This window comes from Kordia sp. E, assembly GCF_056033805.1.
Window position 1 is genome coordinate 262,635 of record NZ_JBRASR010000001.1, and the last position, 15,799, is coordinate 278,433.

14 protein-coding genes are annotated in these 15,799 nt (G+C 33.7%); 4 read left to right on the plus strand and 10 right to left on the minus strand.

The annotated features are described in order from the left end of the window. The first annotated feature begins 41 nt into the window (after positions 1-41). Both ACUUYC_RS01300 and ACUUYC_RS01305 read left to right on the plus strand, forming a co-directional pair. The gene (locus tag ACUUYC_RS01300) at positions 42-1,136 is read left to right on the plus strand and encodes a Nif3-like dinuclear metal center hexameric protein (RefSeq protein ID WP_474262998.1); all 1,095 of its coding nucleotides are present in this window, start codon (positions 42-44) and stop codon (positions 1,134-1,136) included. Between the two features lie 2 nt (positions 1,137-1,138). Then, positions 1,139-1,918, plus strand: a complete 780-nt coding sequence (locus ACUUYC_RS01305) for a zinc ribbon domain-containing protein (RefSeq protein ID WP_474263000.1) — start codon at positions 1,139-1,141, stop codon at positions 1,916-1,918. A gap of 34 nt (positions 1,919-1,952) precedes the next feature. On the opposite strand, the gene ACUUYC_RS01310 is transcribed toward ACUUYC_RS01305, so the two are convergent. Further along, positions 1,953-2,756: a class I SAM-dependent methyltransferase gene (locus tag ACUUYC_RS01310; protein ID WP_474263002.1), complete on the minus strand. Its 804-nt coding sequence runs from the start codon at positions 2,754-2,756 to the stop codon at positions 1,953-1,955. A gap of 120 nt (positions 2,757-2,876) precedes the next feature. On the opposite strand from ACUUYC_RS01310, the gene ACUUYC_RS01315 reads away from it, so the two are divergent. Both ACUUYC_RS01315 and ACUUYC_RS01320 read left to right on the plus strand, forming a co-directional pair. After that, positions 2,877-4,826 (plus strand): T9SS type A sorting domain-containing protein, encoded by a 1,950-nt coding sequence (locus tag ACUUYC_RS01315; RefSeq protein WP_474263004.1) that lies wholly within the window; start codon positions 2,877-2,879, stop codon positions 4,824-4,826. Between the two features lie 320 nt (positions 4,827-5,146). After that, positions 5,147-6,370 carry a T9SS type A sorting domain-containing protein gene (locus ACUUYC_RS01320; RefSeq protein ID WP_474263005.1) on the plus strand — a complete coding sequence of 408 codons (1,224 nt, stop codon included), beginning with the start codon at positions 5,147-5,149 and terminating at the stop codon, positions 6,368-6,370. 153 nt (positions 6,371-6,523) lie between these two features. Here the strand turns inward: ACUUYC_RS01320 and ACUUYC_RS01325 are convergent, their stop codons facing one another. From ACUUYC_RS01325 to ACUUYC_RS01365, 9 genes are all read right to left on the minus strand, one after another. Next, on the minus strand, positions 6,524-8,071 hold the full coding sequence (locus tag ACUUYC_RS01325) for a peptide MFS transporter (protein WP_474263007.1): 1,548 nt from the start codon (positions 8,069-8,071) through the stop codon (positions 6,524-6,526). A gap of 119 nt (positions 8,072-8,190) precedes the next feature. Further along, complete coding sequence (locus ACUUYC_RS01330; protein ID WP_474263008.1) at positions 8,191-9,330, minus strand: hypothetical protein; 1,140 nt, start codon at positions 9,328-9,330, stop codon at positions 8,191-8,193. Between the two features lie 3 nt (positions 9,331-9,333). Next, positions 9,334-10,419 carry an amidohydrolase family protein gene (locus tag ACUUYC_RS01335; protein ID WP_474263010.1) on the minus strand — a complete coding sequence of 362 codons (1,086 nt, stop codon included), beginning with the start codon at positions 10,417-10,419 and terminating at the stop codon, positions 9,334-9,336. Between the two features lie 402 nt (positions 10,420-10,821). Next, a complete protein-coding gene (locus ACUUYC_RS01340; RefSeq protein ID WP_474263013.1) occupies positions 10,822-11,406 on the minus strand; it encodes a hypothetical protein in 585 nt (194 codons plus the stop codon). Between the two features lie 197 nt (positions 11,407-11,603). After that, positions 11,604-12,086 carry a hypothetical protein gene (locus ACUUYC_RS01345; protein WP_474263015.1) on the minus strand — a complete coding sequence of 161 codons (483 nt, stop codon included), beginning with the start codon at positions 12,084-12,086 and terminating at the stop codon, positions 11,604-11,606. Between the two features lie 51 nt (positions 12,087-12,137). Beyond that, a complete protein-coding gene (locus tag ACUUYC_RS01350) occupies positions 12,138-12,926 on the minus strand; it encodes an SDR family oxidoreductase (protein WP_474263017.1) in 789 nt (262 codons plus the stop codon). 126 nt (positions 12,927-13,052) lie between these two features. Next, positions 13,053-14,498, minus strand: coding sequence for an aldehyde dehydrogenase (locus ACUUYC_RS01355; protein ID WP_474263019.1), 1,446 nt, complete (start codon positions 14,496-14,498; stop codon positions 13,053-13,055). A gap of 8 nt (positions 14,499-14,506) precedes the next feature. Continuing rightward, a complete protein-coding gene (locus ACUUYC_RS01360) occupies positions 14,507-14,911 on the minus strand; it encodes a RidA family protein (RefSeq protein ID WP_474263021.1) in 405 nt (134 codons plus the stop codon). 163 nt (positions 14,912-15,074) lie between these two features. Continuing rightward, positions 15,075-15,629 carry a DUF1697 domain-containing protein gene (locus ACUUYC_RS01365; RefSeq protein WP_474263023.1) on the minus strand — a complete coding sequence of 185 codons (555 nt, stop codon included), beginning with the start codon at positions 15,627-15,629 and terminating at the stop codon, positions 15,075-15,077. Positions 15,630-15,799 lie beyond the last annotated feature (170 nt).

The window sequence follows — 15,799 nt, forward strand, 5'->3', positions numbered from 1 at the left end:
TTTAGTCCTTATTTCTATATTTGATAAAAATGCAAGATAAAATGATCGTTCAAGATATTATTTCACACATTGAAGAATTATGCCCACTCGCCTATGCCGAAGATTTTGACAATGTTGGTTTGTTAGTTGGTTCTAACAAACAAGAAGTTTCTGGTGTACTAATTTCTTTAGACACACTAGAAAATGTGGTTGATGAAGCTATTGAGAATAACTGTAATATGATTGTGAGTTTTCATCCAATTATATTTTCTGGCTTAAAAAAAATCACAGGAAAAACGTATGTAGAACGTGTCGTTTTGAAAGCTATTAAGAATGATATTGCTATTTATGCCATGCATACTGCGCTCGATAATTCGTGGAATGGTGTCAGCGATCGTATGTGTGACGAATTAGGCTTGACCGATAAATCTATTCTAATTCCACAAAAAGGGACTATTAAAAAGTTAGTGACATTTATTCCAAAGAAAAATGCAGAAGAAGTTCGAAATGCATTGTTTGCTGTTGGTGCTGGAAATATTGGAAATTATGATCATTGTAGTTTTAATATTGATGGAATCGGAAGTTTTCAAGGAAATGAAGTTTCAAATCCAGTAGTTGGTAAAAAAGGAGAAACGCATTTTGAAGAAGAAGTACAACTTGGAATTACATTTGCAAAGCATTTAGAAAGCAAAGTTATTAGAACATTGCATGCAACACATCCGTATGAAGAAGTTGCTTATGAAATTACAACACTCGAAAATACAAATCAACATATAGGAATGGGCATGATTGGTTCCTTTGAAAAACCAATTACTGAAATTCATTTTATGACTTTATTGAAGACAAAAATGAACGTTCCTGTGGTGCGACATTCTGAATTATCAGGAAAAATGATTCAAAAAGTAGCAGTTTTAGGTGGAAGCGGAAGTTTTGCTATTGGGAATGCGAAACGTGCAGGAGTTGATGCGTATGTGACAGCAGACTTAAAATACCATGATTTTTACAAGGCAGAAAATGCTATTTTGTTAGCTGATATTGGTCATTATGAAAGTGAACAGTACACAAAAAATCTTTTATTTGAGTATCTTACGAAAAAAATTCCTAATTTTGCATTCATTTTATCAGGAGAAAATACAAATCCAATCAAGTATTCATAAATATGGCAAAGAAGAAAGAAGTTACGGTTGAAGAAAAATTACGCGCGCTTTTTGATTTACAACTAATTGATTCTCGTGTTGACGAGATTAAAAATGTACGAGGAGAACTTCCATTAGAAGTAGAAGATTTAGAAGACGAAGTAACTGGATTGAACACTAGACTTGAAAAGTTTCACGGTGACCTTGATCAGATTGATGATAACATCAAAAACAAAAAGAATATTATTGAAGAGGCTAAGACCTTAATCAAGAAATATACTGAGCAACAAAAGAATGTTCGTAACAACAGAGAATACAACGCTTTATCTAAAGAAGTTGAATTCCAAGAGTTAGAAATGCAATTGGCTGAAAAGCACATCAAAGAGTTTAAGGTTTCTATTGACCAAAAGAAAGATGTTATTGCACAAACGAAAGAACGCGCAGACTTAAGAGAATCTCATTTAAAGCACAAAAAAGCTGAATTGAATGATATTCTTGAAGAAACAAAAAGAGAAGAAGAATTTCTTTTAAAGAAATCTGGAGAGTTCGAAAAACTAATCGAAGACAGATTATTAGCAGCTTACAAGCGTATTCGTAAAAATGTACGTAACGGTTTAGCAGTTGTAAAAATCGAAAGAGGAGCTTCTGGAGGTTCATACTTCACAATTCCACCACAAGTACAGGTTGAAATTGCTTCAAGAAAAAAGATTATTACAGATGAGCACAGTGGTCGTATTTTAGTAGATCCTGCGTTAGCTGAAGAAGAAAAAGCAAAAATGGAAAAACTTTTCGCTAAGTTTTAATTCCAAACTAGTATAAATAAAAAAACCTCGCTACTTAGCGAGGTTTTTTTGTGGCTTTTAATTCGTATATCAACGGATACAATTTATCTTTTGTTTCGTATAAACCTTCATCATTTTTGATTAGGTTTGGCAATACATCATATGGTGATGCATCATGTTCGTTTAAAAAGTCAATAGTGAGTCCGGCTTCTATTAACGCATTGATTACATCACTCATTCCATGATTCCAAGCATATTCCTTGCTTGTCATTTTAGTTTCTCCATCTTCAGCATATGTTCCTTCATATTCTTCATAAATAACTTCTTCTTGACTATACGCATATCTTAAAACTGGTGGCGTTTGCAAATAATCAAACATCCACACTATGGGATGAAATTCTGCCATATAAAACGTTCCGCCGTCATTTAGTCGCGAAGCAATGATGTTTGCCCATTTATGTAAATCGTTCAACCAACCAATGACGCCATAACTCGTGAAGACAATATCAAATGTATCAGTTACGTGTTCATTTACATCAAACACATTACAACAATGAAATGTTGCATCTAAGTTTAATTCCGCATTCAATGATTTTGCTAGTTTGATCGCTTCATCTGATAAATCAATTCCTGTTGCTTTTGCGCCCATTCGAGCCCAACTCAACGTATCTTGTCCAAAATGACATTGTAAATGCAATAATGATTTCCCAGCTACATCTGCTAAACTAGCTAATTCGTATTTCATTAAAGATGATTTTCCCTTTTTAAAAGATTCCATATCATACATCTCACTTTTTGCATGAATGGCAACCTTTTTATTCCATGTCTCTTTGTTGGTTTTAAAATAATTATCGCTCATTTCGTCGGTTTTTTATACCTTTTATCGTATTATTGTTAATGGTTTATGATCCTTTGCACAATTGTAAGGAAAATAAATTAAATCGTACCCGAATAAATCTTACTTAATATATAAATGACTATGAAAAAAACTACTTTTCCCTTTTTCAAAAGTATTTTTGCGCTTTTTTTATTACTGAGTACAACTAGTATTGCTCAGAATGTTGATGTTATAATAACCGTAGACTGGCCACAATGGTCATCTGAAAACAAAGTAGAATTATACAGTCCTAGTGGTATGCTGTTACAAACAGTTGACAATGGTTTTGACGGCAATGGTAATGCTGCATATAATGAAACTACAACTGCAGTAAGTTACTCTGTAGATGACAATGTCCCTGCAGGATCTGGATACTATGTAATTCTATATGATTTTTATGGTGATGATTGGAATAGTGGCGGAAGTGTAACTATTACTGCTGATGGAGCAACAGCTTTTACTTTTAATGGAGATTTCTCTAATAACGTTGGTTCAGGAAATCCTGTTGAAATTTCACAAACATCATATTTTGCTTTAGAAGAGCCTGCACCACCACCACCACCTTTCCCTGGAGTTTCACAATTTGACACAAGTGGAAACGAGTATATTGAATACATTCCTGGAAACATGCCAATCATTATTTCTGCACCACACGGTGGCGTAAAACAATCTGGACAAACGATTGGAGGAACTTTTTATCCTGACAATGATAGTGCTTTACCAGATAGAAATTGTGGTGGAAGCGTTGAAAGAGACGATAACACAGAAATTTTAATTCGTGAAATACAACAATCGGTTTTCGAACAAACAGGATGTTATCCATATATTATTATAAGTAACTTACACAGAAGCAAGTTAGATCCAAACAGAGAGCAAAATGAAGCAACTTGTGGAGATGCAGATGCTTTATTCTATTGGAATGCTTTCCATAACTTTATTGATGATGCAAGCACAGATGTAATGAACAAATGGGGAAAAGGTTTATACATAGACTTACACGGACAAAGCCACAGTGTTCCAAGAATTGAAGCTGGATATAATATTTCTGCTTCCGATTTAAATAACACAACTGCAAATCACTTAAATGGAGTTTCAAACTCTACCATTACAAACTTGGTAAGTAATAATTTAGGAAACTTAACGCAAGAAGAACTCGTTAGAGGTCCAAATAGTTTAGGTGGAATTTTTAAAGATACTGGTGGCGCTTTTTACAACGCACAAGGATATTCTGGTTGTGCGGTAACAAGTGGTTACCGTACACTTCCAAGTGATTTTGACCAAGGAAGTTCTAATGCCTGTGATGATACACGACCATTTACAAATGATTATTTTGATGGAGATTTCTACAATAACAGACGTCACGGATCTGGACCAACTGCAAGTGATGGACTTGGTGGTGGTGGAACCATTGACGGAATTATGACCGAAGTAAACAGGCGTGTCCGTGACTTAGGAACCTACAATGGAAATGTATATGATACACGACCGCAAACCTTAGTTCCTTTTGCAGATGATTATGCTACGGTTATTAAAAACTATATCGACTTACATTACAATGATTTTGCAAACTTTATGTATGCTTCTAATATGTATGACCTTGCAGATCCTAATCCTACTCCAACACGAACAACAGGAGTAACTGGAGTATTTACAGTAGATCCAGCAGGATTAGTAGTTGATCCAACTACAGGAGAAATTGACTTAACAATGTCTTCAGATGGAGTGTATACAATTACACATACAGTTGGTGATTGTGACTTGTATGAAGCATCAACTATGATGACCATTACAAATACTTTAGGTACAACTGATGTTGAAGATACTAGCTTTGCAATGTATCCAAACCCAACAACTGGAAAATTACATATTGAGTCAAGACAAGCACTTTCACAAGTAATTGTGTACAACTTAGTTGGTCAACAAGTAAAAGCATTTAAAATGCAGGCTGATCAAAACTCAATTGATATTAGTGAATTAAAAACAGGAAGTTATTTTGTGAATGTACAAAGTACAACTGGAAACACATATACGAAACTTATTGTGAAGAAGTAATTCGGATCAAAGTAATAGTTCTAAATCTTGAAAAAGCCTCACAATTGTGGGGCTTTTTTGGCTCTATACAGTTTCACCATGCAAATGATTGATCTACAAATCATTACTACTATTAAACTATTGTAAATCATTATTTCGATATCGTTAAAACTATTATAATTCACGGAATCATACTATATTCTATTGTATTATCTATATATTTTTTAATAGTTTCGCTGTATTATTACTCCTCCAATAAAATATTTTTCCCACAAAAGTGTAACAATTTTTTAAAAGCCAAACACTAATTAATTGTACAAATACACAAACACATTTTACCTATGAAAAAAAGTTACCTTTCTATTATTCTATTATTTGTAATACAATTCACTTTTGCACAAATAATTAATATTCCCGATGCAAATTTTAAAAATGCACTTTTAACACACTATTGCGCAGATTTTGATGGAGATACACTTCCTGATGGAGATGCTGACACTAATAATGATGGAGAAATTGATCTTATGGAAGCAAATGCAGTACTCGGACTTGACCTTGATTCCGATTTTATTGACTCTTTAGAAGGAATTGCTTCATTTACTAATATTCAATTTATAACGTGCGTAAATAACAATCTTACAGAACTAGATGTTAGTCAAAACTTAAACTTAATACAATTAGAGTGTAATAGTAACGATATAATTGAACTTAATTTAAGTACAAATACAAATCTGAATATACTAAATGCTAACTTCAATGAGTTGACAACTTTAACATTTAGTAACAACTCAAATTTAGAATGGGTTCGTTGTGCAAGCAATAATTTAACAACAATTGATCTTTCTCAACTTTCTAATTTAAAAAGATTATCTATAGGTTATAATCAACTTGCATCTATAAATTTAACTAACAATTTACTTTTAGAAGAACTATTAATATATAACAATCAAATTACTTTCATTGATTTAAGTTTAAACGCCAACTTAGACTGGTTAGATATTGACTCTAATCAATTGAATTATTTAGACACAAGTAATAATCCATTATTAGAAAGAGTAGAATGTGCTTTTAATCAACTTACTTTTTTAGATTTGAGTACCAATACAAACTTAACAGGTGTATTTTGTAGAGGTAATCTTTTGACTGGGTTAGATGTGAAAAATGGAACAAATACGAGTATTACATTATTCAATGCAATTGAAAATCCAAACCTAACCTGCATCAACGTAGATGACGCTGCCTATTCACAAAGTCAATCGTCTTGGACAAAAGATGCTACAGCTAGTTATGATACTAATTGTCCTGCATTGAGTACAGATGAATTTAATACTGCAGTTACAATTTCAATGTTCCCAAATCCAACAACTGGAAAACTACAAATAGAATCTAAGCAAACACTTTCAAGTGTAATTATCTATAATTTGGTTGGTCAACAAGTAAAAACGTTTACAATGCACGTTGATCAAAACGCAATTGATATTTCAGAATTAAAAACAGGAAGCTATTTTGTAAACGTACAAAGTACTACTGGAAATACATATACAAAACTTATTGTGAAGAAGTAATTCAGCACAAATAGTTCGTTGAATATAAAAAGCCTCACAATTGTGAGGCTTTTCTAGATTACTAACAAATAATTATAAAGACTGTTTCAAAAAATCATTGCGAACAGCGTAAAAACAACTTGAAACTTCTTAAAACAATCTTTCGCTTTTTGATTAATGAACGCCGCTCATCAACTTTTTAACAAAAGGTGATATGATGATGACAATAATCCCAATAGCTGCTGTAAGCACACCAAAAACAGCGTATACAGAGACATATTGGTATAATTGTTCAAATGCTGCTTGGTTTCCACCAGAAAAACTTGGTGTCAATCCTGTGACGGTTTCTGTAATGCTTCCAAAAATTCCGCTTGAAAACATATTTTCTTCCGTACTTGAAACGGTTGTTAGCTTTGCAATCTTTCCAGCAAAGAAATGTCCATAGAAGGAAGCTGAAAAGAAAACTCCCATAATAAATGCCAAGTATTTTTTTGGCGAGAGTTCTGTCATTTTAGACAATCCAATTGGAGAAATACACAACTCTCCTACTGTCAAAATAAAATATCCAACAAATAAATACCACATTGGCGTTTTGGCAAAACTATCTACAGAGTTTGCAGACATTGCAAAGACAATAAATCCAAGTCCTAAAAGAAACAAACCTAAACCTGCTTTGATGGCTGAATTTGGGTTTTTATTTTTCTTGATCAATACGGTCCACAACCATGAAAACGGAATTGCTAACAAAATGATGAATCCTGAGTTGATACTATTGGTTTGTGCCGCATTTAATCCGATAAGGTTAATATTTCTATCTGCAAAAAGTGTCAATGAACTTCCTGCTTGTTCAAAAATTGCCCAGAACAAAGACATTAAAATTGTAAAGTATGCTGTCACTAATAATCGCTTTCGCGCGATGGTTCCCACAGAGCGATAAATGTAAATCATCATGGCTGTAATCGCAATTGTAGCAATCCAAACAATGTAATGTTCATATTGATTGTATTTTACAATAATTGCAAATACAGGAACTGCCAAAAAAGCGCCAAGCGTTACTACTTGTCCTTTGTTCATTCCTAAAAACTTCTCGTCATATACTTTCTGATCAGGCACATTTCCTTTGTCCTGAAACACATCTTTGTTCGTTCCTCTATAGAAATAAAACAATCCAACTAACATTCCTATTCCTGCCAACATAAAGCCATAATGCCAACCATATACTTCTGCAAACCAAGCACATAACAATGGAGCAACTGCGCCACCAATGTTAATTCCCATGTAAAATATGGTAAAGCCTGAATCGCGTCGTTTGTCTTCTTCTTTGTATAATGCTCCAACAAATGTGGAAATATTTGGTTTAAAAAATCCGTTTCCAACAATGATCAGCGCCAAAGAACCATAAAAGAAAATTGGCGATTCTATCGTTAAGAAAAAGTGTCCTAACGCCATGAGAATTCCGCCAAGGAAAATTGCTTTTCTATAACCAATGTAATGATCGGCAATAATTCCTCCTAAAACTGGCGTTACATATACCAATGACATATATGCAGCAAAAATTCCGATAGACATATCATCACTAAACAATAACTGTTTGGTCATGTATAAGATCAATAATGCTTTCATTCCGTAGAACGAAAAACGCTCCCAGAGTTCAGCAAAAAACAAGTAAAATAATCCTTTTGGATGTCCGAATCGTGTGTCGGAAGCAGTTGCAGGTGTCATATATATTGTATTAAATTTTAATAGAATACAAATGTGTACTGCTTACCTTTTATATAAAAGTCGTGTCGTTAAGTATAGCAAAAAATAATAAGTTGTGTGGATTTGTGCCTGAAACACAATTAATTACAAATAGACTTATATTGATCATTTTCAGCGCTTTGCACAAACTCATGTAACAAGCCTTCGTCAATGTTAATATTTTCGGGAATCATACGCAAGCGATATTTTCCTTCGCCCAAAAACGTAAATAAGTCTCTACGTTCCAATTGTTGATCCGTTTCTAGTTGTAAAATTTCATTGATATTTTCAATGATTCTAGTCAGATAGGTTTGGTTTTTTATTTCGCCAGCCGAACTCACCAAAATACTTTGCGAATCACCATTTCCAAATTCGCGACGAATGGCAAGTTTTAATAGGTTTTTATATTGTGTCGTTTTTGACCCAAAATCAACGTGTGCATTGTTGATATTTTTTGATGGAATGCTTAATTGAATCAGCGACCAATCTAAAAACTTAATGCGCATTTCGTTTGGTCGTGGCGTGTTTGCTAATTGAATTACCCAACTTGTCGCCAATACTAAGAATAAAGAAATTAAAGATGTTTTCGCAATAATCTTGATCAAATAGGTAGCAAATTCATCATTAAAACTTAAAAATATTTCTGGCAATTGCGATACGAAAATCAAAATCATAATGATTACAGAAATCGTTGCAACAATCTTTAAACCACGATGTACAAAGGTTTTGTAAAAAGAAATTAATAATAAAAAACATAGAAAACCTGATAAAACTAAATCTGGAATTGCATTGAGTTTAATATTATGATATACATTATCATTTCCGAAAATACTAGACATTAATAACGTAATAGAAGTCACTGCAATGATAATTCCGATAATGATTTTTACATTCTTTGTATTGTTATAGATAAATTTTGGTGCGTAATAAAAATAGAACAGTGCCAATAATAAGAATAGATTATTGATAATCGAAAGTAGATTGACACCAATTTGATAGATCATTGTATCCGAAAACTCAAATCGTTGCGAAACATATGCCCAAATTCCAGAACCTACCCAAACAAACATGGCAAGACTTAAGTATAACAATCCACTATCAACACGTTTTTGCGATTCGTCTTCTTCTAAAATCTGACGAAAACGCTTCCGAATATTCGAGTAAATTGCCAATAACAAAATTGCTCCAATAAAGGAAATAAAAATATGTGCTAGATTATGAAATTGTGCTACATCGGTCATCTATTATCCTTCTATAATCTTACGAACCAAGTCATTCTTTGCAGCGTTATCATCACCAAACAACCATCGTAATACATTGTCTTCCCATATATTATCATACTGATTTTGGTCAATAATATCGCGTTCCATCGCTAAATCCAATAGTTTTCCAGGATACGACGATTGTGCATCACTTTCCATTTCTCCTAAAGGATACGGATCATCTAATCCCATAAGAATTTGACTGTTCCCTTGACGTTCAACCATCAATTTAAACGAATCTGTATCATGTACTAACGTATCAAAATATATATTTGGATGTCCAACCGCTTTTCTCGGATGCACTTTTCCTTCAAACAAATCTGGTCGTCCATCAAATCCTTGAATACGTCTTCCCAAGTTCATTTGTGCCAATTGTCCACCATGTGCAAAACACGTTCTGATGTTTGGAAAACGCTCTTGCATTCCGTTCAATGTATAAAAATGATATGCATCTCCACATTGTGCTAACATCCAAATAAGGTGAAAACGCCAATTTACATTTTGTAATTTGATCATTTTATCACCATCATACGGATGAATTTCAATCGCTAATTTATATTTATTTGCCAATTCAAAAATTGGATCATTTTCTTCATCAAACACAGATCGCCATTGTCCAATAGAATCCATAAAGTGTGTTGGTAAGCATAAAACTTTCAAACCAAGTTGCTCTACACAACGTTCTATTTCCCACAAAGCACCATGTATAAAACCTGGATGCACTACAAATCCACAAGTAAATTTTGACGGATTATCGTGTTGCACTTTTGCATTAAAATCGTTCTGAAAACGCAACGCATGTTTCATTGCTTCCAAACGCAAACCATTTCCGTACAATTGTGAAAGATTCAAAATTACTGCATGGTCAATTTTATTATGCTCCATCCATTCTAACTTTTCATTTAAGAAAAAACTAGAATCGGTCACAGGACGTTTCCATCCTTCTTGCAACATATATTTACGTTCATCATCTACCCAAAAAATCTTTTGATCCTTCATAAATTGAGGAATCTGTTCTGGATAAGGTAACAAATGTGAATGTCCGTTAATACGCAGTTTTCGTTTCAAAGCTGGGTTGTTTTTTGGGCGTGCCCTCCAAATGTTCACTTCAAGTACCGTAGTGTACACTTGCCGGTCAGGCTTTCCGCTATATCTTTATAAAAATGCTGTCATTGCGAGAATTTTATCAAAATTCGTGGCAATCTGTAGATTAAATAATCAGATTACTTCGTCGTTTTCTCCTCGTAATTACGATTTAAAGGTTTTATAAAGGATGCCGCATCAATCCTTCACGCAAATTAATCCTATAAAAATACTATTTCTTCTTATATAGTGTATTGTATTTATGTTTTTAAATTTTAATTTTTTTGAAAACATAAATTTAGCGCATAAAAAAACCAGCCTTCATAACTTTTAATATGCTAAAAGCAGAAAGACTGGAATCTATATATGTTTATTTTTAGGCAGTAATTAGCTTAAATGAACTTCTGATTTTTTTCGAGTACTTTTTAATGCAATCGTGTTTTCGAACTTGTTTTCATAAGTAAAAACAGTTTCGCGTCCTTGTTGTTGTTTTACAACTTTTACAGGAAATGCAAACGAAGCTGCATCTAAATCGAGTTCATGTGATTCAGCATTTTGACTAAAAGTATCAATCAAACCACTAAATTCATTTGTTAATTTTTCATTTAAAATGTAAAACTTACTAGCTCCATTGTTTTTAACAATTAAAGCCAATTCTTTACTTTCAAAACCTAATATAGGCGTTTTGTGAAGTGGAATAGCATAACATGAATTGCTTAGTTTTACAACTTCAGTAGCATTGTATGCATACCCTGATTCATTTAATGCAGCCACCAATCGTTGGTGTGTTTTTGCAACTCCGCTTGATAAATTTGAAATAGACATTTGATCTACACTATCGAGTAAGCGCTCAAATCCTTTTCCAATTTTTGTTAGGGAAATACCGTTGTTATTAGCTAAGGCTGAAGTTGGGAACATTGAGAGCGCACCTGCGCCCATTACACTGGATACAATAAAGTTTCTTCTGTTCATTATGGTTAGTTATTAGTTTACAAGGTTTTACACTGTATAAAATAGTTTATTAGTTTTTCAATTTAAGAATTTTTTAACACTTTCATATACGAACGAGCAAAAAAATGTTAAATTCACGTAGTTTCACTTTCTAGTATGTAGGATTTTTTTTAATGTAAATTATCTTATACAATAATTATATTCATAAAATATTGCATTTAATTATATGCAGTATTCATCATTCTATTTTCAGGCTCATTTGCTTTGATGTAAATTCGTTTGATCACATATGAAATCAATAATCCGATTGAAAATGTTGTGAGAATTATACACACAAAGAAAGCTACAATTGCAGGAAATAGTACCAATGCTTTTTCTTCTTCAAAAGTTAAGATTAGAATAAAGCAGAATACTGTCCAGATAATTACATTTACAACTGTTGAGTATATAAAAGAAGTTAGCAACAATGATTTTCTTCTTTTAATATTTTCATAAGCTATTTTTCCTCCAACGCCTAGTGCAATAAGAAACGCTAATACAAGTCCAACAGTTGGCAACCCATATACAGCTAGCATTCCAATTGTTAAAATTCCTGAGCCTAAAAAAGGAGGAATTAAGAGTGTCGCGATTACAACAAAAATTCCTATTGGCGCGCCAATAAGGTAGGATATAAAAATACTTCGCATTAATCCTCTGTTCATGTAGCTTATTTTGGTTTTATAGTAGTATTTACTGAAGAAACATGATCATTTTTACAGTGATTTTGTACGTCCTCCATCAACAGGAACATTGATTCCGTTGATATAAGATGCTGCTTCACTTGACAAAAACGCTATAGCATTGGCAATTTCTTCAGGTTGTGCAAACCGTTTTGCTGGTACTGCATTTTTCATCGCGGCACTTACCTCATCTATTGTTTTTCCTGTTTTGGCAGCTTTGTTTTTAATGATTTCTGATAAACGTTCAGTTGCCGTTGCACCTGGCAATACATTGTTTACAGTGATTCCAAATTGTCCAAGTTCGTTTGATAACGTTTTTGACCAATTGGCAACAGCTCCACGAATGGTATTAGAAACTCCTAAACCATCCAACGGTTGTTTTACTGAAGTAGAAATAATATTGATAATGCGGCCATAACCAGCTTCTTTCATACCAGTTACAACACTTTGCGCTAAGATGTGATTACATTTTAGGTGTTGTGTAAATGCACGTTCAAATTCTTCAATTTTTGCGCTAAAAACTGGTCCTCCAGCTGGTCCACCAGTATTATTTATAAGAATATGAAACGTATGATTTTCTGAGATAAATCCTGTAATTTTTTCTCCTAAAGCTTCAGGATTTTGAAAGTCTGCTACAATGTAACTATGCTTTTGTCCTTTTGAAGTGTCTAAGTCGGCTAGCACATGTTGTAGTTTTTCTTCATTTCTAGCAGCTAACGTTATGTTTGCTCCAAGTGTTGCTAATTCTTTTGCAGCCGCTTTTCCAATTCCTTGAGTACTTCCGCAAACGAGTGCATTTTTATGTTGTAAGTTGAGATTCATTGGTTATTTAGTGTTGAGATGTTAGTAGTGAGTATTGAGGTAATCTCGCTAGCTCGATGTTTTTAGTTCTGTTGTGCTCTTGGCTCTTAAAAAGTATCTTTTTTATTTATAATTCAACATTTATAATTACTTGTATTTAATACAAATATTTTTTGGTTCGGTAAAGAATCGTAATGCTTCCATTCCGCCTTCGCGTCCAACGCCAGAGTTTTTCATTCCACCGAAAGGTGTACGCAAATCTCGCAACAACCAAGTATTTACCCAAACAATTCCTGCTTCTAGTTGTTTAGACATTTGCATGGTACGATTGAGATTGTTTGTCCATAGTGTTGCCGATAATCCATAGCGAACTCCATTTGCCATTGCTAATACTTCTTCTTCCGTATCAAAAGGCATCATTGTGACTACTGGACCAAATATTTCTTCTTGATTTACACGGCATTGATCTGTTTGTACTTCTATGATTGTTGGTGCCAAATAGTATCCGTTTTCAGATCCTTCCACGACAACATCATTTCCGCCACATAAAACAGTTCCGCCTTCTTCTTTTGCGATATTTATGTATGACTTTACTTTTTCTAAATGTGGTTTAGAAACCAATGCTCCAACCTTTGTTGTTTCATCAAATGGATTTCCAACTTTAAGTTGTTTCACACGTGCTACAAAGTCAGTTTTAAATTTTTTATAGATGTTTCTTTCTACAAATATTCGTGAACCACATAAACAGATTTGTCCTTGATTTGCAAAGGAAGATCGAACTGTAACTTTCAACATTTCATCATAATCGCAATCCGCAAAGATGATGTTTGGGTTTTTTCCACCTAATTCTAGCGAAAGTTTTTTAAACATTGGCGCAGCCGTTCTAGCAATATGCGCACCTGTTGCTGTTCCGCCAGTAAAAGAGATTGCTTTTATGTGTGGATGTTCCGTAATTGCCTGTCCAGTAGTATGTCCCAAACCATGAACGATGTTTAAAACTCCTTTTGGCAATCCTGCTTTTGTGCAAATTTCACCTAATAGATATGCTGTCATTGGCGTTACTTCGCTTGGTTTTGCAACTACTGTATTTCCTGTAGCTAATGCGGGAGCAATTTTCCAGGTGAAGAGATATAGAGGTAAGTTCCAAGGCGAAATACAACCGACAACTCCAATGGATTGTCGCAAGGTAAAATTCACTGCGTTGAGTCCAATACTTTCATGTGCTTCACTTGAAAATTGTGTGATTGCTTGCGAAAAGAATCTAAAATTGCTTGTTGCTCTTGGAATATCTATTCGAGTGGCTAAACTTAACGGTTTTCCATTATCCAACGATTCTGCATGTGCCAACGCTGCTAAGTTTTCTTCTATTAAATCTGCTATATTGCCAAGAATTTTACTTCGCTCATCTAACGTTGTTGTTGACCAACTTGGATACGCAGCTTTTGCCGCTTCATATGCAGCTTCTACATCTTCAGCAGACGAATTTGGAATTTGCCCATACACTTCTCCATTTGAAGGATTGTAATTATCAATCCATTCGTTGCTTTTTGGTTCAACGTAACTTCCGTTGATATAGTTAAGAATTTTTTTCATGCGATGGATTATTGTTTTTTGTACGCTACCACTTTAATTTCCACTACCAAATCTGGATGTGGCAATTGATGTACAGCAACTGTTGTTCGTGTTGGTCCTGTAGCTTTGTCAAAGAATTCGCCATATGCTTCATTGTATCCTGCAAAATCATTCATGTTTACTAGAAACGAACTTACATCTACCACATCAGCCAAACTAGCCCCGACGCTTTGTAAATTTTTATCAATATTCTTTAAAACTTCACGTGTTTGTGTACCAATGTTTAAGTGTTTTGTGCCCATTTCGTCAATGATATCAACACCAGCAATCGTATTATCTGGTCGTCGCGAACTTGTTCCTGATACAAATATAAAATCGCCTACACGTTTAGTGTGTGGATAAGCGCCTCTTGGTGTTACTTTTTTTTCTTGCATATTCTTTTTTATTGTTAAGTCGCTTTGCTTTTAGGTGTTTGTTATTCTTTAATTCTAAAATACTTTTTAATTTCATAATACTTCTCGATACAAAATTTTTAAAAATTTCACTCGAAGTGACGTTTCTAAAAATCTCATTACTCAATTCTTATATCTCATAACTTCATTCTTCCTCCATCGCTTCCGCGAGATGTAACAATTTATAAATCGTTTTCCAATTTCTGGTTGTTGCTTGTGCTTTGAGTTTGCGCTCAAAGAGATTGTTTGAAAGTTTACTACGTCCAAAACCATTTGGACAATAAAGATATACTTCTGAATCTATGATTTTAAATTGATCGCCTTTACTATCAATATCAATTGTTGTTGTTTCTGGAATTGTTGCTAAAAATGTAATTGCTTGTTTTGAAATGTCTCCTTCTGTAAATGGATTGTTAGCTATTGCTATTTTCCATTGTGCAATTGTTTTCACTAAGACAGGTACATCATAATCGTATTGCTTTTTGATAGCTGCTGCTATTTGACTTCCCAATTTTTCTTGACCTTTTTCTTCAGATGTAAATATTGCATTTCCGCTTTGAATATACGTCTGAACGTCTGAAAATCCTAAACTAGAAAGCAGTGTTCTAAGTTCTGCCATTGGCAGTTTTTTACTTCCAGAAACATTGATTCCACGTAAGATTGCTATGTATATCATATTGGTTGGTTGTGTGCGTTTCAAAGATACATTTTTTGAGGTAATTTTTGAGGTTTTAGATTTTAGGATTTGGGCATTATGCTTTTGTGGATTTGTTTTTCTAAATTATGAATCAAAGTGTAAACTTATAAACCTTTCATCTTCATTGTTAGATTTCAACACTATTTTGTGCTTCAACAGAATCTTCTCGTAAG

Excerpts from the sequence above, each read along its gene's own strand:
- ACUUYC_RS01300 (WP_474262998.1), top strand. The coding sequence starts at position 42 with ATGATCGTTCAAGATATTATTTCACACATTGAAGAATTATGCCCACTC.
- ACUUYC_RS01305 (WP_474263000.1), top strand. The coding sequence starts at position 1,139 with ATGGCAAAGAAGAAAGAAGTTACGGTTGAAGAAAAATTACGCGCGCTT.
- ACUUYC_RS01310 (WP_474263002.1), bottom strand. The coding sequence starts at position 2,756 with ATGAGCGATAATTATTTTAAAACCAACAAAGAGACATGGAATAAAAAG.
- ACUUYC_RS01315 (WP_474263004.1), top strand. The coding sequence starts at position 2,877 with ATGAAAAAAACTACTTTTCCCTTTTTCAAAAGTATTTTTGCGCTTTTT.
- ACUUYC_RS01320 (WP_474263005.1), top strand. The coding sequence starts at position 5,147 with ATGAAAAAAAGTTACCTTTCTATTATTCTATTATTTGTAATACAATTC.
- ACUUYC_RS01325 (WP_474263007.1), bottom strand. The coding sequence starts at position 8,071 with ATGACACCTGCAACTGCTTCCGACACACGATTCGGACATCCAAAAGGA.
- ACUUYC_RS01330 (WP_474263008.1), bottom strand. The coding sequence starts at position 9,330 with ATGACCGATGTAGCACAATTTCATAATCTAGCACATATTTTTATTTCC.
- ACUUYC_RS01340 (WP_474263013.1), bottom strand. The coding sequence starts at position 11,406 with ATGAACAGAAGAAACTTTATTGTATCCAGTGTAATGGGCGCAGGTGCG.
- ACUUYC_RS01345 (WP_474263015.1), bottom strand. The coding sequence starts at position 12,086 with ATGAACAGAGGATTAATGCGAAGTATTTTTATATCCTACCTTATTGGC.
- ACUUYC_RS01350 (WP_474263017.1), bottom strand. The coding sequence starts at position 12,926 with ATGAATCTCAACTTACAACATAAAAATGCACTCGTTTGCGGAAGTACT.
- ACUUYC_RS01355 (WP_474263019.1), bottom strand. The coding sequence starts at position 14,498 with ATGAAAAAAATTCTTAACTATATCAACGGAAGTTACGTTGAACCAAAA.
- ACUUYC_RS01360 (WP_474263021.1), bottom strand. The coding sequence starts at position 14,911 with ATGCAAGAAAAAAAAGTAACACCAAGAGGCGCTTATCCACACACTAAA.